Origin of the sequence: Streptomyces sp. NBC_01261 (assembly GCF_036226385.1) — a bacterium.
Classification (GTDB): Bacteria; Actinomycetota; Actinomycetes; order Streptomycetales; family Streptomycetaceae; genus Streptomyces.
On the sequence record NZ_CP108463.1, the window covers coordinates 10,309,660 to 10,329,190 of the forward strand.

The 19,531-nt window shown below is 70.7% G+C and carries 23 protein-coding genes and 1 pseudogene; 14 read left to right on the forward strand and 10 right to left on the reverse strand.

Annotated elements, in window-relative coordinates:
* Positions 1 to 13 precede the first annotated feature (13 nt).
* The gene (mgrA, locus tag OG226_RS45740) at positions 14 to 1,006 is read left to right on the forward strand and encodes an L-glyceraldehyde 3-phosphate reductase (RefSeq protein ID WP_328685415.1); all 993 of its coding nucleotides are present in this window, start codon (positions 14 to 16) and stop codon (positions 1,004 to 1,006) included.
* 15 nt (positions 1,007 to 1,021) lie between these two features.
* Here mgrA and OG226_RS45745 read toward each other — a convergent pair whose 3' ends face one another.
* Positions 1,022 to 2,008: an oxidoreductase gene (locus OG226_RS45745; RefSeq protein ID WP_329352447.1), complete on the reverse strand. Its 987-nt coding sequence runs from the start codon at positions 2,006 to 2,008 to the stop codon at positions 1,022 to 1,024.
* A gap of 103 nt (positions 2,009 to 2,111) precedes the next feature.
* Between OG226_RS45745 and OG226_RS45750 the strand changes: the two genes are divergently transcribed.
* The gene (locus OG226_RS45750; RefSeq protein ID WP_329352448.1) at positions 2,112 to 3,038 is read left to right on the forward strand and encodes an AraC family transcriptional regulator; all 927 of its coding nucleotides are present in this window, start codon (positions 2,112 to 2,114) and stop codon (positions 3,036 to 3,038) included.
* Here OG226_RS45750 and OG226_RS45755 read toward each other — a convergent pair.
* Positions 2,977 to 3,315, reverse strand: coding sequence for a DUF1905 domain-containing protein (locus OG226_RS45755; protein WP_328685418.1), 339 nt, complete (start codon positions 3,313 to 3,315; stop codon positions 2,977 to 2,979). The genes OG226_RS45750 and OG226_RS45755 overlap by 62 nt on opposite strands.
* A gap of 77 nt (positions 3,316 to 3,392) precedes the next feature.
* Positions 3,393 to 3,776, reverse strand: coding sequence for a nuclear transport factor 2 family protein (locus OG226_RS45760; RefSeq protein ID WP_329352450.1), 384 nt, complete (start codon positions 3,774 to 3,776; stop codon positions 3,393 to 3,395).
* A 388-nt stretch (positions 3,777 to 4,164) separates the two neighbouring features.
* Here OG226_RS45760 and OG226_RS45765 point away from each other — a divergent pair, with 388 nt between their 5' ends.
* The 5 genes from OG226_RS45765 (at position 4,165) to OG226_RS45785 (ending at position 9,764) form a co-directional block, all read left to right on the forward strand.
* Positions 4,165 to 4,575, forward strand: a complete 411-nt coding sequence (locus OG226_RS45765) for a hypothetical protein (RefSeq protein WP_328685420.1) — start codon at positions 4,165 to 4,167, stop codon at positions 4,573 to 4,575.
* 72 nt (positions 4,576 to 4,647) lie between these two features.
* A complete protein-coding gene (locus OG226_RS45770; RefSeq protein ID WP_329352452.1) occupies positions 4,648 to 7,023 on the forward strand; it encodes an ABC transporter ATP-binding protein/permease in 2,376 nt (791 codons plus the stop codon).
* 17 nt (positions 7,024 to 7,040) lie between these two features.
* A complete protein-coding gene (locus tag OG226_RS45775) occupies positions 7,041 to 7,586 on the forward strand; it encodes a hypothetical protein (protein WP_328686617.1) in 546 nt (181 codons plus the stop codon).
* On the forward strand, positions 7,576 to 8,559 hold the full coding sequence (locus OG226_RS45780; RefSeq protein WP_329352453.1) for a serine/threonine-protein kinase: 984 nt from the start codon (positions 7,576 to 7,578) through the stop codon (positions 8,557 to 8,559). Before OG226_RS45775 ends, OG226_RS45780 begins: the two co-directional genes overlap by 11 nt.
* 254 nt (positions 8,560 to 8,813) lie before the next feature.
* A complete protein-coding gene (locus tag OG226_RS45785; protein ID WP_329352454.1) occupies positions 8,814 to 9,764 on the forward strand; it encodes a hypothetical protein in 951 nt (316 codons plus the stop codon).
* Between the two features lie 133 nt (positions 9,765 to 9,897).
* On the opposite strand, the gene OG226_RS45790 is transcribed toward OG226_RS45785, so the two are convergent.
* Positions 9,898 to 10,287 (reverse strand): hypothetical protein, encoded by a 390-nt coding sequence (locus OG226_RS45790; RefSeq protein ID WP_328685424.1) that lies wholly within the window; start codon positions 10,285 to 10,287, stop codon positions 9,898 to 9,900.
* 110 nt (positions 10,288 to 10,397) lie between these two features.
* Here OG226_RS45790 and OG226_RS51760 point away from each other — a divergent pair.
* Positions 10,398 to 10,548 (forward strand): annotated as a pseudogene (locus OG226_RS51760) (IS982 family transposase); the annotation flags it as partial.
* A gap of 18 nt (positions 10,549 to 10,566) precedes the next feature.
* Here OG226_RS51760 and OG226_RS45795 read toward each other — a convergent pair.
* Positions 10,567 to 10,995 (reverse strand): nuclear transport factor 2 family protein, encoded by a 429-nt coding sequence (locus OG226_RS45795; protein WP_329352456.1) that lies wholly within the window; start codon positions 10,993 to 10,995, stop codon positions 10,567 to 10,569.
* 31 nt (positions 10,996 to 11,026) lie between these two features.
* Positions 11,027 to 12,316 carry a streptophobe family protein gene (locus OG226_RS45800; protein WP_329352458.1) on the reverse strand — a complete coding sequence of 430 codons (1,290 nt, stop codon included), beginning with the start codon at positions 12,314 to 12,316 and terminating at the stop codon, positions 11,027 to 11,029.
* Positions 12,317 to 12,476: 160 nt separating this feature from the next.
* Here OG226_RS45800 and OG226_RS45805 point away from each other — a divergent pair, with 160 nt between their 5' ends.
* Entirely contained in the window at positions 12,477 to 13,733 is a 1,257-nt protein-coding gene (locus tag OG226_RS45805) for a DUF6777 domain-containing protein (protein ID WP_329352459.1), read from the forward strand.
* Between the two features lie 83 nt (positions 13,734 to 13,816).
* Positions 13,817 to 14,278, forward strand: coding sequence for an ATP-binding protein (locus OG226_RS45810; RefSeq protein ID WP_329352460.1), 462 nt, complete (start codon positions 13,817 to 13,819; stop codon positions 14,276 to 14,278).
* Positions 14,279 to 14,282: 4 nt separating this feature from the next.
* Here the strand turns inward: OG226_RS45810 and OG226_RS45815 are convergent, their stop codons facing one another.
* Positions 14,283 to 15,077, reverse strand: coding sequence for a class I SAM-dependent methyltransferase (locus OG226_RS45815; protein WP_329352461.1), 795 nt, complete (start codon positions 15,075 to 15,077; stop codon positions 14,283 to 14,285).
* Between the two features lie 88 nt (positions 15,078 to 15,165).
* Here OG226_RS45815 and OG226_RS45820 point away from each other — a divergent pair, with 88 nt between their 5' ends.
* Complete coding sequence (locus OG226_RS45820; RefSeq protein ID WP_328685430.1) at positions 15,166 to 15,558, forward strand: helix-turn-helix domain-containing protein; 393 nt, start codon at positions 15,166 to 15,168, stop codon at positions 15,556 to 15,558.
* Between the two features lie 9 nt (positions 15,559 to 15,567).
* Here OG226_RS45820 and OG226_RS45825 read toward each other — a convergent pair whose 3' ends face one another.
* The 3 genes from OG226_RS45825 to OG226_RS45835 all read right to left on the reverse strand — a co-directional run bounded on the left by OG226_RS45825 (position 15,568) and on the right by OG226_RS45835 (position 18,178).
* A complete protein-coding gene (locus OG226_RS45825; protein ID WP_328685431.1) occupies positions 15,568 to 16,170 on the reverse strand; it encodes a ClpP family protease in 603 nt (200 codons plus the stop codon).
* 1 nt (position 16,171) lies between these two features.
* Complete coding sequence (locus OG226_RS45830) at positions 16,172 to 16,825, reverse strand: ClpP family protease (RefSeq protein WP_328685432.1); 654 nt, start codon at positions 16,823 to 16,825, stop codon at positions 16,172 to 16,174.
* 114 nt (positions 16,826 to 16,939) lie between these two features.
* Positions 16,940 to 18,178 (reverse strand): epoxide hydrolase family protein, encoded by a 1,239-nt coding sequence (locus tag OG226_RS45835; protein WP_329352463.1) that lies wholly within the window; start codon positions 18,176 to 18,178, stop codon positions 16,940 to 16,942.
* Positions 18,179 to 18,298: 120 nt separating this feature from the next.
* Between OG226_RS45835 and OG226_RS45840 the strand changes: the two genes are divergently transcribed.
* From OG226_RS45840 to OG226_RS45850, 3 genes are all read left to right on the forward strand, one after another.
* On the forward strand, positions 18,299 to 18,802 hold the full coding sequence (locus tag OG226_RS45840) for a VOC family protein (RefSeq protein WP_329352465.1): 504 nt from the start codon (positions 18,299 to 18,301) through the stop codon (positions 18,800 to 18,802).
* A gap of 244 nt (positions 18,803 to 19,046) precedes the next feature.
* Positions 19,047 to 19,271: a hypothetical protein gene (locus OG226_RS45845; RefSeq protein ID WP_329352467.1), complete on the forward strand. Its 225-nt coding sequence runs from the start codon at positions 19,047 to 19,049 to the stop codon at positions 19,269 to 19,271.
* Between the two features lie 40 nt (positions 19,272 to 19,311).
* The gene (locus OG226_RS45850; protein WP_329352468.1) at positions 19,312 to 19,488 is read left to right on the forward strand and encodes a hypothetical protein; all 177 of its coding nucleotides are present in this window, start codon (positions 19,312 to 19,314) and stop codon (positions 19,486 to 19,488) included.
* The last annotated feature ends 43 nt before the right edge of the window (positions 19,489 to 19,531 follow it).

Genomic DNA, 19,531 nt, shown 5'->3' on the forward strand with positions numbered 1-19,531 from the left:
CTCTGGAGTCGCGTTGTACACCGCACACCCCGACCGCTACGCGGACCTGCCCTACCGGCGCACCGGCCGCAGCGGTCTGAAGCTGCCCGCGATCTCGCTCGGCCTGTGGCACAACTTCGGGCCCGACCGCCCGGTCGACACCCAGCGCGCCATCCTGCGCCGCGCCTTCGATCTCGGCGTCACCCACTTCGACCTGGCGAACAACTACGGCCCGCCGCCCGGCGCCGCCGAGTCCGCCCTCGGCGAGGCGCTGAAGGCGGACTTCGGGTCGTACCGCGACGAGCTGGTGATCTCCACCAAGGCCGGCTATCTGATGTGGCCCGGCCCCTACGGCGAGTGGGGTTCGCGCAAGTACGTGCTGTCCTCGCTGGACCAGAGCCTCAGCCGCATGGGCCTGGACTACGTCGACATCTTCTACTCGCACCGCCCCGACCCGGAGACTCCCCTGGAGGAGACGATGGGCGCCCTGCACTCGGCGGTCCAGTCGGGCAAGGCGCTCTACGTCGGCATCTCCAACTACTCGGCGGAGCAGACCCGGGAGGCCGCGCGCATCCTCGGCGAGCTGGGCACCCCGCTCCTCATCCACCAGCCGCGCTACTCGATGCTCGACCGCCGCCCCGAGGACGAGGGCCTGCTCGACGCCCTCGACGAACTCCAGGTCGGGTCGATCGTCTTCTCACCGCTGGAGCAGGGGCTGCTCAGCGCCCGCTACCTCGACGGCATCCCGGAGGGTTCCCGGGCGGCGAGCGACAGCCCGTTCCTGAACTCCGACGCGGTCACCGAGGACCTGGTGGGACAGCTCCGCGCCCTCGACGACATCGCCAAGGGGCGCGGTCAGACCCTCGCCCAGCTGGCCCTCGCCTGGGTGCTGCGCGGCGGCCGGGTGACCTCCGCGCTGGTCGGTGCGAGCAGCCCGCAGCAGATCGAGGACAGCGTCGCGGCCACCCGAAACCTGGACTTCGACGCCGACGAGCTGGCCCGCATCGACGCGATCGTCAGGCCGTAGGGCACACCATGGCCGTCAGGCCGTGAGTCGCTCGCTGATCTCCCAGAGACGGGCCGCCGCCTCCGGGTCCACGGCGCGGGACAGCACCCCAGGGGTGGTGTCCCCGCCGGCCCAGGCGGCCTCGTCCTCGGGGGCGAGCAGCGGGCTGATGTCGACGTTCTCGCAGTAGACCCCGCCGAGGCCGTGGAGCTGCGGGCTGGTCGCGCACCAGACGCTGGTGGCCGCGCCCTGCTGCACGGTCTTCATCTGGCGCTCGGGGTCACGGATCGGCTCGCCCTCGCCGTCGAGCGCGCCCGCGGCCTGGAGCATCGCCGGGTCGATGTGCTTGACCAGGCCGGTGTCGACGATCAGGCCCGGGTGCACGGCGAACGCGCGGATGCCCTCGGCCTGTCCGCGCCGGTCCACCTCCACGGCGAACAGCGCGTTGGCCGTCTTGGACTGGCCGTAGGCGAGGAACGGCTCGTACTTCCGGTGCTCGAACTGCGGGTCGTCGAAGTCGACGCCGGAGAAGCGGATGCCCCGCGACGACAGCACCACGACCCGCGCGCCGTTCGCCGTGACCAGCGCGGGCCACAGCCTGGTGGTCAGCTGGAAGTGCCCGAGATGGTTGGCGGCGAACTGCGCCTCGTACCCGCGTGCGTCCCGCGCCAGTGGGGTCGCCATGATCCCGGCGTTGTTCACCAAAAGGTGCAGCGGACGCCCGGAGGCCAGGAACTTCTCCGCGAACGCGTCGATCGACGCCGGGTCCAGCAGGTCCATGTGCTCGACCTCGGTTCCGGGGAGGACCGCGAGCGCCGTCCTGGCCCGCTCCACGTCCCGCGCGGGTACGACGATCCGCGCGCCGGCGCCGTGCAGTACCCGGGCCGTCTCCAGGCCGATGCCGGAGTAGCCGCCCGTGACGATCGCGACCTTGCCGGTCAGGTCGACGCCCTTGATCACCTCCTCGGCGGTGGACGCGGCGCCGAAGCCGGAATTCAGGGGCTGCTGTGCGGTGCTGGTCATGTCTGCGCTCTCCTCGTCAGCTGAGCTGTTGAGACCACCGTAGGGCGGTAGATCCGTACGATGAATACTTGAGAATCCGCATAACTTGCGTGATAGTTCGAACATGACCGTGGATCCCCTGTCCGACGCCCTCGCCGTCGCCGATGCCCGCAGTGTGTTCTCCGGTGGTTTCACGGCCGGCGGCGACTGGGCCATCGAGCTGCGCGGACGCGACCGGCTGAAGGTGAACGCCGTGGTGCAGGGCGGCTGTCTGCTGGTCCGGGACGGCGGCGAACCGCTGCGGCTCGCCGAGGGGGACGTCGTGATCTCCGACGGCGGCCAGCCGTACACGCTGTGCAGCCGGCCCGGCGTCGAGCCGACCGATTCCGCGGACGTCGTCATGGACCCGGCGACCCGGATGGGCCGGCTCGGGCAGGGCGACGCGGTGGACATCGCCTGCGTGTCCGGGCACATCGACCTGAGCCGTGATCGCGGCGACCTGCTGCGGCGGGCGCTGCCGGAGCTGGTCCACGTGCGGGCCGACTCGCCCGAGGCGGGTGTACTGCGGTGGCTCATCGGGCAGTTGGCGGCCGAGATGCGCACGCGCCGGGCCGGGGTCGAGTTCGTCTCGGCGCAGCTCGCACAGCTGATGTTCGTGCAGGTGCTGCGGGTCTGTCTGACCGACTCGGACGGGCTGCCGCCCGGCTGGCTGCGCGCCCTCGCCGACGAACGGCTGGCCCCCGCGCTGCGCCTGATGCACGGCGACCCGGCCCACCCCTGGCAGTTGGAGGAGCTGGCCCGGGCCGCCGCGATGTCCCGCACCACGTTCGCCGTGCGGTTCAAGGAGGCGGCCGGGGTGCCGCCCCTGACCTACCTGCTCAACTGGCGGATGAACCTTGCCGCCCGGGCCCTCCGGCAGGACACCGCCCCGGTCGGCGCGCTCGCCCGTTCCGTCGGCTACACCTCCGAGAGCGCCTTCAGCAATGCCTTCAAGCGGGCGGTCGGGGTGGCGCCGCGGCGCTACCGCGAAGAGGCCCTGGCCAGGAGCTGAGCCGCTCTTCGAGTCGTACGGTGACCTGGTCGCCCTCGCCTTTGTCGATGGCCTTTCGAAGATCGGCTTTCACGGGGAGTTTGTGGGTGCCGTCCCCGAGAGCCATGAACGAACTGCGGAAAGGGTGTCCGTCGATGGTGCCGCGGACCTTGACCAGACCGCGGGTGCCGAAGAATGCGACGGACTCGGGCCAGACGAGATAGGTCCAGCCGCCGTCGTTCGGGCTTTTGATCAATTCGGCGGTGAATTCCTCGTTCAACGGGATGCCGGTGCTCATGGTGCGTCCTCCGCTCGGGGTGGCCTGCCGTGGAAGAGGCCGCCCCGAGCGGGGAAAATCATCGCGGACGCCGGCCCTCAGGCCCCGGCGGGCACCCGGTCGAGGAAACCGAGCACGGAGCGGATGCGACCCTCCGCGTCGAGCGTGATCACGTCGAATCCGGCGACGGGCGCCGATCCGTCGGCTTCGCTCACCAACTCCCAAGCGAAGCGCGCCGTGTCGTGATGTCCGTCGACGGCGCCCAGGGGGCGGAAGGCGAACCCCGGGAACTGCTCGTGCGCGCCGGCGATCAGCCCCGCGATCTCCGTGTGTCCGGCGACTGTCGCCAGCGGGTCGGTGTACGTACCCTCGACGGACCAGGCGGCGGCGACCGCCTTCGCCAGCGCCTCCGGATCGCCCGCGTTCCAGGCCTCGAAGTAGCGGGCGACGGCACTCTTGTATCGGTCGGTGTTCGCGGACATGGTGAATCAGCCTCCAGCGAGGTCGTTCGTACTGGTCAGGGACCGGATCCGCTGCCTGGCGACCCGGTGGCACCACCCTGCCGGGGCGCGCGGGATGCGTCGATTACCTCTCGGGTAATGACGGCGGGAGAACCCCGCACAACGGGCTACGAAGCTTTTCAGCCAAACAGGGCTGTGAATATGCCAAGAGAGTGGCTAAAAAGTCGTGGTGACAGTGTTTCAGGAGTGAACATACTCGTCTGCTAGGGCATAACTTCCCGAATGCCAGGGCATAGCTTCACGAGGCAAATCCGCCATCGTGCGCACCAACTGAGCCACCCGAGCCGCCATCAGAGCCGCATGGAAAGCGAGGCCCGACCGGCAATCGACACGCGACGGGGGAGTGATCGTGCACGACGAATTCCTGTGCCATGTCACCGCGTACGGTACCTGCGGCGGAAAGCGCGTGGGGGTGCCGCTGGGAACCTACCGCGCGCCGACCCTGGCTCTCGCCCTGTGGTGGTTACGGGACCGCGCAGTGTGGATGGCCGACCGGCTCGACCCGCAACCGGAGAACCCGCGCTTCCCCCGGGGTGCCCTGGTACCGGTCTCCGACACGGCCCCCGACGTGCCCCGCGCGTTACGCACCTGGTCGCGTGACGTCGGCCAACAGGAGCAGGTCGCCTACGAGTTGGCGGCCGGGCGGCTGGTGCAGATCGCCATCAGCGACGAGACCACCGAGTACGAGCTGCTCGCCGAATCGGTCGACGCCCTCCGGATGCAGCGGACCGTTCCGGCACTGGTCGTCCCCGTCGCCTGACACGTGTCGACCACCGCACACCCCTGACCGCTGGCCGGGCGCACAGGTGAACGAATCGGTAGAATTCGGGGCATGTCAGAGCGGCCGAACGCGCCGACCGCGCCCGAACTCCTCCTGGAGACGGAATCGGGCTCCACGGTCATGACCCCGGGCCGCGACTACCACGTCGGCCGCGACCCGCTCAGCGACATCGTCATCGACGACGCGCGGGTCTCCTGGCACCACGCGGTCCTACGTCCCGACGCCGGCCACTGGACCCTGGAGGACGAGCACAGCACGAACGGCACCTACGCCGACGGCCGCCGAGTCCAGGAATGGGGCGTCGGCCCCGGCAGCGTGATCCGCTTCGGCAACCCGGCCGACGGCCCCCGCGTCGTCCTGGCCGACCGTCCCGCCCCGGCACCGGAACGCCCCTCGGCCGTGTCCATGCCTGCCTTCACCGGCACGTTCCGGCAACCGACCACCGTACGACCGCTGCCCAGCCTCCCCCAATCTCGACTGCGCCCGATCGGGGGGACCCCCATCGTCCGCATCGGCCGGGCCGACGACAACGACCTCGTCGTCGACGACCTGATCGTCTCCCGCCGCCACGCCGAACTACGGGCCATGCCCGACGGGACGTACGAGATCGCCGACCTCGGCAGCCACAACGGCACCTACCTCAACGGCCAGCCCGTCGCCCGCGCACCGATCGGACCGGGTGACATCGTCGGCATCGGACACTCCGCGTTCTGTCTCGTCGGCGACCAGCTGCAGGAGTACGTCGACACCGGCGAGGTCTCCCTCGACGTACAGGACCTCACCGTGGCTGTCGACCACGGCCGCAAGGTCCTTCTCGACCAGGTGTCGTTCCCGGTGGGCGAGAAATGCCTGCTCGCCGTCGTCGGACCCAGCGGCGCCGGCAAGTCCACCCTGCTCAACGCGCTCACCGGCCAGCGCCCCGCCGACCGCGGCACCGTCCTCTACGACGGCCGCGACCTCTACCGCGACTACGCCGAACTGCGCCAGCGCATCGGCCTCGTCCCGCAGGACGACATCCTGCACGCCCAACTGACCGTGCGCAGCGCCCTGTCCTACGCCGCCGAACTCCGCTTCCCCCAGGACACCGCCAAGGCCGAACGGCAGGCCAGGGTCGACGAGGTCATCCGCGAACTCGGTCTCGAACAGCGCGCCGCGCAACCCGTGCACAGCCTCTCCGGCGGCCAGCGCAAGAGGGTCAGCGTGGCCCTGGAGCTGCTGACCAAGCCCTCGCTGCTCTTCCTCGACGAACCGACCTCCGGACTCGACCCGGGCATGGACCGCTCGGTGATGCACATGCTGCGCGGTCTCGCCGACGACGGCCGTACCGTCATCGTCGTCACCCACAGCGTCCTCAGCCTCGACGTGTGCGACCGGCTCCTGGTGCTCGCGCCCGGCGGCAAGGTCGCCTACTACGGGCCGCCCGACGACGCGCTCGCCTTCTTCGGCTTCGAGCACTGGCCGGAGGCCTTCGAGGCATTCGAACGGGACCAGGACCGGGACTGGGCGGGGGAGTTCAGGGAATCGCCCTTCCAACGTCGGTACATCGCCAACTCCACCGTGCAGCCCCACCTGGTCGGCTCCGCACCGGTCGCCGTGGCCCCGCCGCCCCGCCCTCGCAGTCGTAGCGCTCAACTCGGCACGCTGGTACGGCGCTACACCGCCGCCCTCGCCGCCGACCGGACCTTCCTCGTCATCATGATCGCGCTGCCGTTCGTCATGGGCGCGATGGCCCGGGCGCTCGCCGGGAGCGAACTGACCCGGGAGACGGCGATGAACGCGCTGCTTATCCTGTGCGTCGGCGGCGTGCTCACCGGCGCGGCCAACGCCGTGCGCGAACTCGTCAAGGAACGCGCGATCTACCGGCGCGAGAGAGCAGTCGGCCTCTCCAGATCGGCGTATCTGCTCTCCAAGGTCGTCGTCCTGGGCGCGATCACCGTGGCGCAGGCCGTGGTGCTGACCCTCGTCGGACTGTTCGGCGTCGACCTCAACGCGCCGAGGGGCAAAGGGGTGTTGATGCCACCCCTGATCGAAATCACCGTGGCCGTCGCCCTGTTGGCGTTCACCGCGATGATGCTCGGCCTGCTGGTCTCCGCGACGGTGCGCAAGGAGGAGGTGACGATGCCGTTGCTGGTGCTGCTCGCCATCGTCCAAGTGGTGTTCTGCGGAGCCCTGTTGAAGCTGCACGGCGTACCCGGCCTCGAACAGCTCTCGTGGCTCGTTCCCTCCCGGTGGGCGCTCGGCGGGATGGCCGGCACCATCGGGCTGGCCCGGATCGTGCCGGGCGAGCTGACCGGCGACCCGATGTTCCGGCACTCGGCCGGGGTGTGGCTGCTCAACATGGGCATGCTGGTCGTGCTGTCGCTGCTCTTCGGAATCCTGGTCTCCCGGCTGCTGCGGCGGCACGAGCCCGCCGTGATGCGGAAGTAGGGGCCGCCGCGATGTCGATCCCGCCCCCCGGCTTCCGGCCCACGCATGTCGTCCCCGAGCACGGGATGCCCGCCTGGGAGGCCCCGGACCCCGCCCGCCCGACCGTGCCGCTCGACGCGCTGCTCCCGGTCCAGCTGCTGGAGCGACGCGGCGACTGGGCCCACGCGCTGTGCTCCAACGGATGGTCCGCCTGGGTCGACGGCCGCCACCTGATCTCCGTCTCCCAGGACCCACCGGCGGCCGGCGGCCCGCTCACCCGCACCGCCGACCCACGCCCGCTGCTCGCCCGCGCCGAACAGGCCCTCGCCCGCTACCGCAGCGCGGTGGAGGACCTCGCGGGCGGCGGCCTGGACGGCGCGTCCTTCCAGGCACGCACCAAGGGACTGCGGATCGGCGTGGTCGTCGACGGCGAGTCCGTCTGGCTCTACGACGCCGACCACGAACGCTGGGTCCACGGCGACGGCACCCGCCTCAGCACCTACGCCTCGGCCGACGGACCCCGCGCCGAACCGGTCGACCCCGGCCACGCCCCCACACAGGTCGTGAGCCCCGATGGCCCGTGACGCGAGCCTCTTCTCCGGCCGCCCCTCCGAACTGATCGGGCAGCAGATCGCCGGCTACCGCGTCGAGGACGAGATCGGCCGCGGCGGCATGGCCGTCGTCTACCGCGCCCACGACCTCCGCCTCGACCGCACGGTCGCCCTCAAGCTCCTCGCCCCCGAACTCGCCCGCAACGACACCTTCCGCAAACGCTTCACCCACGAGTCCCGGGTCGCCGCCGCGATCGACCACCCGCACATCGTCCCCGTCTTCGAGGCGGGCGAGACGGACGGCGTCCTGTACATCGCCATGCGCTACGTCGCCGGCAGCGACCTGCGTCATCTCCTGGACCGGGAAGGCCCGTTGACGCTACCGACGGCCACGCGCATCGCCACACAGGTCGCGTCCGCGCTGGACGCGGCCCACGAACACGGACTCGTCCACCGGGACGTGAAACCCGGCAACATCCTCGTGGCCCGCGGCACGGACAGCGACCACCCGGAGCACGTGTACCTGACCGACTTCGGCCTGACGAAGAAGTCCCTGTCCCTGACCGGGTTCACGACGGTGGGGCAGTTCGTGGGCACGCTCGACTACGTGGCTCCTGAGCAGATCTCCGGGCGGCCGGTCGACGGCCGGTGCGACGTGTACGGGCTGGCGTGCGTCGTCTACGAGACCCTGGCGGGGCGACCGCCGTTTCGGCGGGACGACGACATGGCCTTGCTGTGGGCGCACCAGTACGACATGCCTCCGGCGGTCAGCGAGGCTCGGGGCGATCTGCCGGGTCACGTCGACGGGGTCTTCGCTAAGGCGTTGGCGAAGAGTCCGGATGATCGGTACGAGTCCTGCCTGGCGTTCGTGACGGAGTTGCGCGGGGGTGAGCCCGGGCATGCGCCGACGGAGGTGGACCGGCGGGTGGCGGTGGCTCGGGGGCGGGATGAGGGACCGCCTGCGCCGCCTCGGTGGGCGGAACCGGTGTTCAGGCGGCGTGCCTGAGGCGCGGCGCCTGCGGGTGGGCTGTGGTCGACGGAACCGGGTCGCTCCCTTCGGGTCACGCCCTCTCGTTCGAAAACCGGTGGATTCTCCGCTGGGGGCGAGGCACTATCCACGGGGAACTGGGGCGAGGGGGAGCTTGTTTGGACGTGTTCGTGTGTGCCGGGTGCGGTACGGAGCTGACGGCGCCGGTGTCCCGGGTCGCCCTCCCCGTCCACACCCACTACGGGGGATGGGAGGAGCTTCACCCTCCGCTGATGGAGCCTGCGACGTACGCCGTCGAACCCCAGCCCGTCGGACCGCCGTGGCGGTTGTGGAAAGAGGTCGGAGCGGAAGAGGCTGCTCGGCAGGGCGTGTTCGCGCCGGTGTATTCCGTCTCCTTCGGCGCGCGGAACAAGATCGTCATCGCCCCCGGCGACTCCCGGTCCATGACCCTGATCCTCGACAAGTGCGAAGGGTACTGCCGGGGTGTGGACGGCCGGGCCGGTCCCAACCTGGCGTGCGAGGGGTGCGAGCGGGCCGTGGCCACCCGCCTGGACGACTGCGGAAGCTGGCAGACGGTGTGGCTTGAGCCCGACGCTGTCGTACGCCGCCCCTCGGGGCTCCCGGCCGGTGCGCCTCCGGACTGGGTTGATCTGGGACGCGTTGAACATCGCGTCCCACCCGTCGAACTCGACGGGTCGTGGAACCGTCGTTGGGAGGCGGCGATCGGAGTCGCCCTGGCCCATCTCGTGGCGGTCACCGACGACCGGCCGGTGAACCTCCCCGAGGGTCCCGTGGCCGAGTTGTTGGGCCACGCTGTCGGTCGGTACCTCCCCGCCGGGCCCGATGCCCGGACCGTGGGACTGGCCGGCCCGGGCATTCGGTTGCCCCGGCCTCGTCCTGACATCCTCCTCGTCCCACGCCACCCCCTCACCGGGGCGTCCTGGCATCAGCCAGGCCATGAGGGGGCTGTGGTGCCGCTGGACAGTGGGGTCTGGGCATACCTCGCCCATCCCGGCGAGACCTCGCCGACACCCGCGACCGGAGGCCTCCCGGAGGGCGTCCTTCGCGACGACTACCCCCTGCCGTTGCGCCCCTGGCGCCCGCTGACGCCTCACCATCAGGCCTTCGAGGCCACCCTGGTCCGGCTGCCGGCCGTACGTGACCTCCGGCTGCGTCGAAATCGCGACGCGTACAGCCAGGCTGCCGGCGAAGAGTCTTCCTGATGTCCGTGACGGAGTTGGGGGAGAGGTCGCGCCGTTTCCCGCGCCCCTGGGTGACCAATTCCAAGGGATGTCTGCGGAGCGTGTGGGGTGGGCGGCGGCCGAAGACACCGCGAGACGGTCAGGCGGCGGGCGTTCAGGCGTCAGGGTCGACTTCGGGGTGCGTGAACCGCACGGGCTTGTCCAGCGACCGGGCGTAGGCGATTTCGGCTCGGGTGCTGTCTCCGATGTAGCCGCCGACTACGAGCACCTCGTCAGCGAGCCGGATCTTCGCCCGGTGCAGATCGTCGAGCCGAACCTTCAGCGCCTCGGCCTCGACAGGATCGGACCACAGTTCGTGCGGCGACTTCATGTCACAGCCCGGTTTGACGACGATCTTTCCGGCTTTGGTCTCCCGCAGATCGGCCTCGTTCATCTCGGTCATGAAGCGGGTGGAGCCGCAGATCACGACGATACGCGGGAGGCTCAACAGCTTCTTCGCGTCGGCGAGCTTCTCCTCGGGGGTGAGCAGTCGCGGGTACGACACTGGTTCCTCCTGGTGGTGTGGTCCAAGGGATGCCTGCCGAGACGAGAACGAGGATGCCGAACTGGTCACCCTCCCTACGATCTGGCAGGTTGGGCCGACTACGGCCGTGCAAGCCGCCGCGACAGGTCGTCGAATCGATCAACGAGACCTACACGGGGCCGGCTTGACCTAGGACGGCGCCGAGGGCGCACACCCGGAGGTGTCATGGCCCGCGTCATGCAACGCATCCTCGCGCTGACACTGATCGCCTACGATCGCTGACCCCCTGGAATAGATCATCTAGAGGGGCGCCGAAGTGCCCGGTGTCAGGCCGTTCAGCGGCACCCGCCGCGCCTCCACCCTCCGCCGTGCGATTCGCCAACCCGCCCCCACCCGGACCACCGTGTCCACATACGTCACTGATCCGCACGAGCCGTCCGCTTTGATGCCCAGGCCCTTCGACCGTGCCCGGATCCGACCGTCCGCCAACTCCTCGATCACCACGTTGGTGACGTGATGGGCGACGGGGTTCGCGGCGCCCAACGCGAGGGCCGCGTCCGTGAGTTGAGTGAGGCCGGTGAGTGTGCCCTGGCCGAAGTCCGTGAGGTCGTACTCGACGTCCGGGGTGAACACCTCGGTCAAGCGGTCGAGTTCGCCCTCGTCGACCAGGTGGCCGTGCAGCGCGATCAACTCCGTGATGGCCAGGCGGTCTTCGAGTGTCAGCGCCATGTCTGTCCTTCCCTCGGCTCGGCGCACACTCTCATGCCTGGCGTTGCGGCCGCGCGGGGATTTCCACCGCGCCCCGTCGGTGGACCGGCCTTGCCAGAAGTGCGCCCAAGAAGCCCGCCACCAACCCCCACGCCGCCGCCAGTCCCACCGCCGACCACACCTCGGGTTTCAGGAACAGGTCTCCGGACAGGCCGCCGCCCACGTCGCCGATGCCGAGGAGGGAGAGGCCGTAGTGGGCCGAGATTCGTCCGACCAGGCAGATCATGAGGACCGCGAGGGCGAAGGCGACGGCCAGGTGGACGGCGTGCTGCCAGGCGCGTACGTGGGCCGGGGAGCGGGCGGCCATCAGGAAGGCGGCGGAGAGGAGCAGGACCGCGGTCACGGCCAGGAGCCACCACACGCCGTTGTCGTGGGCGGCCAGCGAGTGCAGGTTGAGGGTGGAGACGTCCGGGGTGCGCAGGACCTTGCTCAGGAGGCGGGGGACGGGGAGGCCGAAGGGGCCGTCGACCCGGCCGTTCCAGGTGGCGCCCAGGCCGATCGTGAGGGCCAGCCAGACCAGGTTCGGCATGCCCAGGAGGATGAGCGCGCAGGTCTGGGCGGCGTTGCCGCGTGTCGCCGCTACGGCCAGGGCCAGGACGACGCCCAGCGCTACGTAGGCGAGGAGCAGCGCCACCACCGCGAACGCTGCCGGGCGCACCGACGCGTGGAAGCGGAGGAGACGGGCGGGGAGGGGTGCGCCGGGGGAGACCAGGAGGGACAGGACCAGTACTCCTGCCAGCCACAGCAGTCCGAACAGCACCGTCTGCGGTACGTCCGCCTCGAAGCCCACCTCGGGGGACGCGCCCAGCAGGTCGCCGATGTCGCCGAGGGTTCCGGTACCCAGGGAGATCGAGAACTTCTGGCGCGCGCCCAGAGCCAGTCCGATCAGGGCGAGCAGCCACAGGACGGCGATACGGGCGGCCCAGCCGGCCAGTTCCGCCCCCGAGGCGACCGCTCGGTGCCGGAGGGGTCGTAGGAAGCCTGCCGCGGTCAGCAGGGCGCCGGTCAGGGTTACCGAGAGGGGGATGACCGTCAGGCCTGCCTTGGTGTCGGCCAGGGAACCGGCGTTGCCCGTGAGTTTCACGGTGCCGCCCACCGCCGTCACCACGGTGGCCGTGACGACCCGGGGGAACGCGCCGTCCGGGAGGTCCGTCGCGCCCGCCGCCCACAGGCCCAGCGCGGAGACCAGGCCCATGCCGAGCACTCCTGCCAGCATCGTGGCAAGCGCCTGGAGCCAGCCGTGTTGGGCTACTGCCTGGTCAGAGGGGGTTCGGGTGGTCACGTTGTCACGCTAAGCAGCGGCCGGGGAGCGCGCCCGCCGGGAGGGCCGTCCGCGTCGGCTTGCGGGCGGACCGGGACCCGAGCACACAATGGGTCATTGTGGAAAAAGCGGACTAAATCATAACGAGTGCCGCTGTCGACCGCGTCGGGAAGAAGAGCTCGTGAGCGTCGAACCTCCGTCTTCAGGCCGCCCCACCGGACCGCCCTCCGGCCCGCTGTCGGGACCCTCCCAACCGCCTTCCGGCCCGCCCTCGCAGCCCTCGGGCGGCGGCGGTGCGGGAGCGCCGGAGCCGCACCGGCCCTGGTGGAAGTCGGTGCCGCGGGTCGCGATCCTCACGGCCGTCGTGGTGGCCGCCGTGGTGCTGGGGCTCGTCTTCACCCGGTCCGACGGCGGTTCGAGCAACACCGCGAGCAAGGGCGAGGTGTTTCTCCAGGCCGCGGCCAAGACCGGGCCCGACCCGTTCACCGAGTCCAGCGCCACCGAGAACTCCGCCCCGCCCGTCACCGCGTCCCCCAGCGCCTCGGAACCGGTGAACGCTGTGCGCGGCGTCGACGGCGGCGCCCCCGGTCTCTACGGCGGCACCCAGAACGTCTCCAGCTGTGACGTCGAGAAGCAGATCAAGGCGCTCCAGGCAGCCCCGGCGAAGAACGAGGCGTTCGCGTCCGTCGTCGGCGTCCAGCCCGCCGCAGTCCCCGCCTACCTGCGCTCGCTCACCCCCGTACAGCTGCGCATGGACACCCGTGTCACCAACCACGGCTACCGCGACGGCGCCGCCACCAGCTATCAGGCCGTCCTCCAGGCCGGCACCGCCGTCCTCGTCGACAACCACGGCGTGCCCCGCGTCCGCTGCGCCTGCGGCAACCCCCTGTCGCCGCCGGTCGCCCAGCAGACCACCCCGAAGCGCACCGGCGACACCTGGTCCTCGTACCGGCCGCAGAACGTCGTCGTGGTCACCCCCGCACCCCAGATCATCAACATCTTCGTGATCTACGACCCCGACAACCACCACTGGTTCGGCCGTCACCACGGCGACACGGGCAAGCACGACCACAAGACCCCGCCGCCGGTGAACCCGGCCAGCCCTTCGGTCACCGTGTCCCCGCCGACCTCGCCGTCCTCCAACTCCCCGTCGCCGTGCGCCTCCACGGCCCCCGGCACGCCGGGAACGCCCGGCACGTCCACCAGCCCGTGCCCGCCGACGTCGAGCGCACCGTCCTCGCCGTCCTCGCCGTCCTCCTCGTCCCCGAGTTCGGAGTCCCCGTCCTCCGAGCCGCCGTCCACGGAGTCGTCGTCAGCCTCTTCCGCCTCCTCGGCCTCGTCCTCCCCACCCGAATCGCCGGCTTCCGACACGACCACGACCTCGTCGTCGAGCTTCAGCGCGCCGGTTTCGGCGGGGTCGATTTCACCGTCACTCTGATCGGGGGGACTGCCGGGCGTGGGGCTGGGTACGAGCACTGGTACGACAGCGACCGGCAGTGCCGCCTTCCGAGAGAGACACGCATGATCGACCACCGGGACGGGGTAGTGATACCGACTCGTTTCGACGTGCCCGTGGAACCGCTGAGGCGGGCGGCGCACTACACCGGAGAACCGGGCTGCATCTCCGCGGCCCGGCACTTCACCCACCAGTTCCTCGAACAGCTCAGAACCGAGTGGTGCGCCACGATCGACGACCAGTCCGACGGTGAACTGCTGCTGCTGGTGAGCGAGTTGGTCACCAACGCGGATCGCCACAGCAACGGGCCGTACATCCTGGAGCTGGAGGGAACGGACTCCTCGGTGACGGTGTCCGTCTGCGACAGCAGCGTCGCCCTGCCCCGGCTCTTCGCCCGGGACCCCGAGCGCATCGGCCGGCACGGCCTGGAGATAGTCCACGCCCTGGCCGCGCAGGTGAGCGTCGAACGGGTCCCGGTCGGCAAGCGGGTGCGCGCCGTGGTGTACCTGGGCGGCGAGGACCGCTAGGCCCTCATGCCCCGGTCCCGCACGCCCCGGTCCGGGTGGCCGTGATCAGCTCGTGGAAGTACCGCTTGGTGACCCGGCCGCCGTGCCGCGTCTCCAGCAGCTCCCGGAGACAGGCCAGCAGGCCCTGGCGCGAGGGCTCGTCCATCGCGAGATGGCCCGAGTACGTGAGCACGACGTCGAGGTACTCGTCGGTCGTGTACGTGATCTCCTGCGCGCCCCGCCACACCGTGACGTCCTCGAAGTACGCGGAGCCCTCGAACTCCCGTGTGTCTGTTGCCGTTTCGACCTCGGTGGGCATCCGCAGGCCGGGCGGAGTGGCCGGGTCCCAGCGTTCGTAGCAGCGCTGCATCCGGTCGAAGAAGTCCTGCGTGCCGCCCGCCACATGGTGCGTGGTGACGACCGCGAGGTGCCCGCCGGGACGCAGCGCGGACGCCGTCCTCGCGAGGAACCTCCCGGGATCGAACCAGTGGTACGCCGTCGCGGTCACCGCCAGGTCGAACGGCTCGTCCGGCACCTCCCACAGCTCGAAGTCCGCGACCTGTACGTCCACCCGCGGGAACGCGCCCAGATTGCGCCGGGCCAGCGCCGCGAGCGACGGACCCAGCTCCACGGCGGTCAGCCGGCAGCCGAACTCGGCGAGCGGGACGGTGAGTTGGCCGGTGCCGGGGGCGATCTCCAGGACCCGCCTGGCCGGACCGAGGTCCGCGGTGCGGGCCAGTTCGTCGACCAGGGGGCGCGGATACCGGGGGCGGGCCCGGTCGTAGCGCTCGGCCGCCCCGTCGAATGTGTCGCGCAGCACCGTTCCGGCACCCTTTCGTATCGGCGATTCCCCCCAGGGCAGAATGCTGATCCCTTGCCCTCACGTCCAAGGCTTTTAGTCTGAGGGGGTGAGCAACCAAGCGCCGAACCAAGCCCGCGTGATTCCGCTGCGCCCGCACGAGCCGGCCCCTCACCTGCCGGAGCCACAGGTTCCCGCGCCCAAGGAACCCCTGTGGCGCGACCTGGTCGGTGACGTCCTACGACGCGAACGCCTCGCGCAGGAACGCACGTTGAAGGACGTGGCCGACGCCGCCCGGATCTCCATGCCGTATCTCTCGGAGGTGGAGCGGGGCCGCAAGGAGGCCTCCTCGGAGGTCCTCGCGGCCGCCGCCCACGCCCTCGGTCTCGACCTCGGCGACCTGCTGTCGCTGGCCGGGGACGAGCTGGGCCGGCACCGCAACAGGCGTCAGGGCAGGGTCACTTCGCCGTACAACGGGCAGCTCAGTCTGGTCGCCGCCTGACGGCGCCGCTCAGGACGGGCCGAGGCGTCGGCTGACCACCTCGTCGGCCAGGCCGTACGCCACGGCCTCCTGCGCGGTGAACACCTTGTCCCGGTCCATGTCGGCGCGCAGCGTGGCGATGTCGTGGTGGGTGTGCCGGGACAGCACCTCCTCCACCTGGGAGCGGATCCGCACCATCTCCTTCGCCTGCAGGGCGAGATCCGAGACCATGCCACGCTGCCCGCCGCTCGCCGGCTGACCGAGCAGCACCCGCGCGTGCTCCAGCACGAACCGCCGTCCGGGGTCCCCGCCGGCCAGCAGCACGGCCGCCGTCGACGCGGCCTGACCGACGCAGAACGTCGAGATCGGGGCCTGCACGTACGTCATCGTGTCGTAGATCGCCATCAGTGAAGTGAACGATCCGCCGGGCGAGTTGATGTAGATCGCGAGCTCCCGCTCCGGGGCCGACGACTCCAGATGGAGGAGTTGCGCGATGACGACGTTGGCGACGCCGTCGTCGATGTCGGTGCCGAGGAAGATGATCCGCTCGGACAGCAGCCGGCTGAACACGTCGTACGAACGCTCGCCGTTCGGGGTCCGTTCGACGACGTTCGGAATCGTGTACGTCCCCATGTCAGAGCCCCATCCGTCGCTTGGAGGCGGCGGGGCGCACGTCGTCCAGCGAGGCGACGACCCGGTCCACCATGCCGTACTCCTTGGCCTGTTCGGCCGTGAACCAGCGGTCGCGGTCGCCGTCGCGGGAGATGGTCTCCTCGCTCTGGCCGGTGTGCTGGGCGGTCAGCCGTTCGATGGTCCTCTTCGTGAAGTCCAGGTTCTCCGCCTGGATCTCGATGTCGGCGGTGGTGCCGCCGATGCCCGCGGACGGCTGGTGCATCATGACCCGCGCGTGGGGGAGGGCGTAGCGCTTGCCGTGGGTGCCGACGCTGAGCAGGAACTGGCCCATGCTCGCCGCGAAGCCCATCGTCAGCGTGGCGACGTCGTTCGGGATCAGCTGCATCGTGTCGTAGATGGCGAGGCCCGCCGTCACCGAGCCGCCCGGGCTGTTGATGTACAGGCTGATGTCCGTGCGCGGGTCCTCCGCGGACAGGAGCAGCAACTGGGCGCAGACCCGGTTCGCGGAGACCTCGTCGACCTGCGTGCCGAGGAACACGATGCGCTGCCCGAGGAGTTGGGCGGCGAGATGGTCGTCGAAGCGGGAGGACGGGGTGTCGCCCTCCTCGGCGCGGGGCATGAGGCCCGGCGCGAAACCGGCCGTGAGTGGAGACATGGGCACTCCTTGTCGAGGGTGTCGCGAGTGTCGTGACCTGTCTCCACTGTCGGCCGACGACGCCCCCGCCTGGGGGTTTCTAGGCCCTCAGCAGATTCGCCGTGAGCAGAGGGGTCAGCCGGAGCCCTCCTCGCGCAGCTGCCGGAAGAAGGCCCGTACGTCCGCTGCCAGCAGGTCCGGTTCCTCCATCGCGGCGAAGTGGCCGCCCCGGTCGAGCCTGGTCCAGCGGACGATGTTCTCGGTGCGCTCGGCCTTGTGCCGGAGCGGGATCTGGATCTCGGCCGGGAAGACGGCGAGCGCGGTGGGGGTGGTCGAGGGGAGGGCGGGCGCGGCGGCCCGGGCGCCGGTGGCGTGGGCCCGCTCGTAGTAGATGCGGGCGGCCGAACCGGCGGTCCCCGTCAGCCAGTACAGCATCACGTTGGTGAGCAGCCGGTCCCGGTCGACGGCCTCCTCGGGCAGCTCCTCCGAGTCGGTCCACTCCCTGAACTTCTCGACGATCCAGGCGAGTTGGCCGACCGGCGAGTCCGTGAGGCCGTAGGCCAGGGTCTGCGGGCGGGTGGCGTGGAGGACGGCGTATCCGGTGCCCTCGCGCGACCAGGCGGTCCAGCGGCGCCAGGATTCCTGGGTGTCCGCCCGCTCCTCGGGGCTGAGCGCGGCCAGTTCTTCAGCGGTGGGTTCGGTGAGGGCCTGCGCGCCCGGCAGCAGGTTGAGGTGGACGCCGATGACCCGGTCGGGGTGGGCGCGGCCCAGCTCGCGGGAGATCGCCGAGCCCCAGTCGCCGCCCTGTGCGCCGAACCGTTCGTAGCCGAGCCGGTGCATCAACTCGGCCCAGGCGTCGGCGATCCGGCCCGCCTCCCAGCCGGTGTCGGCCGGCGGCCCGGACAGCCCGAAGCCGGGGATGCCGGGTACGACGACGTGGAAGGCGTCGGCGGGGTCGCCGCCGTGGGCTGCCGGATCGGTCAACAGGCCCACGATGTCCACGAATTCGACGATCGAGCCCGGCCAGCCGTGGGTGAGGATCAGCGGGGTGGCGTCCGGTTCCGGGGAGCGGATGTGCGCGAAGTGGACCTTCGACCCGTCGATGGTGGTCGTGAACTGCGGCCACGCGTTCAGCTCCGCCTCGGCCGCACGCCAGTCGTACGTGTGCCGCCAGTACCGGACCAGCTCCCGCAGGTAGCCGGCCGGTACGCCGTACGCCCAGCCGGTGCCGGGCAGCTCGTCGGGCCAGCGGGTGCGGTCGAGACGGGCGTGCAGGTCGTCGAGGTCGGCCTGCGGGATGCCGATGCGGAACGGGTCGATGCGGGACGGGTCGGTAGGGGACGGCTGGACGCTGTCTGCCTGCGAGGACGTCATGGGATCCGAGACTAGTTCCGGGCGGGGGATCGGCCCCCGGATTGTCCTGCCGTCGGACCGATGAGTTTCGCGGCTCGACCCGGTCGATACAGATGACCGTGTTCGATGCACCTGGAGCCCATGGAGGAGCTCATGACCACCGACGCACGCACCGACGGATTCACCACGTGTCTCTGGTTCGACGGCCAGGCCGAGGAAGCCGCCCACCACTACGTGTCGATCTTCAAGAACTCCAGCATCGGGCGCGTCAGCCACTACGGCGAGGGCGCCCCGCTGCCGGCGGGCACCGTGCTCACCGTGGAGTTCACGGCCTTCGGCCAGAAGTTCGTCGGCCTGAACGGCGGCCCGCAGTTCAAGTTCACCGAGGCGGTGTCCTTCCAGATCCCGTGTGAGAACCAGGAGGACATCGACTACTACTGGACCAAGCTCACCGACGGCGGCGAGCCCGGCCCCTGCGGCTGGCTCAAGGACAAGTTCGGCGTGTCCTGGCAGGTCGTCCCCAGCCGGCTCATCGAGATGATCACCGACCCGGACCCGGCGAAGGTCGCCCGCGCGACGGAGTCCTTCATGGCGATGAGCAAGTTCGACCTCGCGGCACTGGAGAAGGCCTTCGCGGGGGAGTGACGCCGGGGTCGGCGGGCGGACCGGCCGCCTTTCGGTCACGTGGAGAACGCCTGCGCCCAGCGCCGCCACCTCGGCGGCGCTCAGCGCCCTGCCACGGCTCCGGAAGCCATCGACCGCGCCCTTCAGGTGCGGGTCGGCGTCGATGCGAGGATCCCGCTCCAGTCACCGGGTCGTCCGTCCGACCGGACCCACCCGGCGAGGGACAGGCGGACGCACCCGCCAACGGGTCCTCGGCGAGGGCGACATGACCAGCCGCCCCAGCCAGCACGACCGCACCACCGACGCGGCCCTCAGCCAAGCAGGAGGCCCAACCGACCAGTTGGGCCGCACGATCATGCCCGTCGCATCGGACGCAGCCGTGCCCGGCGTTTCGTCGAAGCGGTGGGCGCGGGCGGTGAAGCGCAGCGGGTCCGACGACTCCTGCCGTACGGAGCCGACGTCCAGGCGCTACGGCCAGGGATCGGCTTGAGCACCTGAGGCCCCTGCCAGGACCTCCCGTCCTCTGGATCTTGCCCTCGGATCTCCCCGGCGTCACCCTGGCCGTCGTCGGCGGGTTCTCGGGCGGCGACCATGGCCTCGGTCACGTCATCGTGGCCTCCGGCGGCAACGCCCGCACATCCCTCGCCTTCGCGGCGACGGCCCTGCCGCCCTGGGCCCGGGACCACCGCCTCAGCGATACCGCCTGAGCGACCGCCCCCGGAGCCACCGCACGGCCCGTTCCCGCGACCC